This window comes from Dysgonomonas sp. BGC7, assembly GCF_001261735.1.
Taxonomy (GTDB): Bacteria; Bacteroidota; Bacteroidia; order Bacteroidales; family Dysgonomonadaceae; genus Dysgonomonas.
Window position 1 is genome coordinate 1 of record NZ_CVRP01000037.1, and the last position, 543, is coordinate 543.

The window sequence follows — 543 nt, forward strand, 5'->3', positions numbered from 1 at the left end:
TCAGTATTATCTTTATTAAAAGACTCATGTATAAAGCCTTTGCCTGCATCAGTATTCAATATAAGTTTTATACAATCTTTAATTTCCTCATCACTTTGTGAAGTAAAGGCTCGCATCATAATACTCATAGGCCATATCATATCATATCTGCCAATATGAGGGCTTCCAATACCTTCTCCTGCTAGTCCTTTAAAGAAATAGGGGTTTTCTTGACTGAGTACAAAACGACGTGTATTTTGATAGATAGGATCGTTAACATCTATATCTCCGAGATAAGGCATCGCAAGTAAACTAGGCACATTCGGATCATCCATCAAATAATAATTACCAAAGCCATCAACTTCATATGCATATATAGTACCATACTCAGGATGTTTGTATGTCGCATATTTTTTGAGAGCTGTTTCCACCTCTTCTGCCAAAGCAGAACATTGTTGGGCAAGTTTATAGTCTCCATTGACGGATGTAAGAACTTCTGACGCTTTTCTCAATGAAGTCACAGCCATAAAATTGGATGGAATAAGGAATTCGTAAGTAGTAGCA

General features: G+C 36.3%; 1 protein-coding gene. It reads right to left on the reverse strand.

Translation table 11 applies throughout. The features are described from left to right. The coding region (locus BGC7_RS17525) for a glycoside hydrolase family 125 protein (RefSeq protein ID WP_157258774.1) at window positions 1-543 on the reverse strand (543 nt) is incomplete at both ends.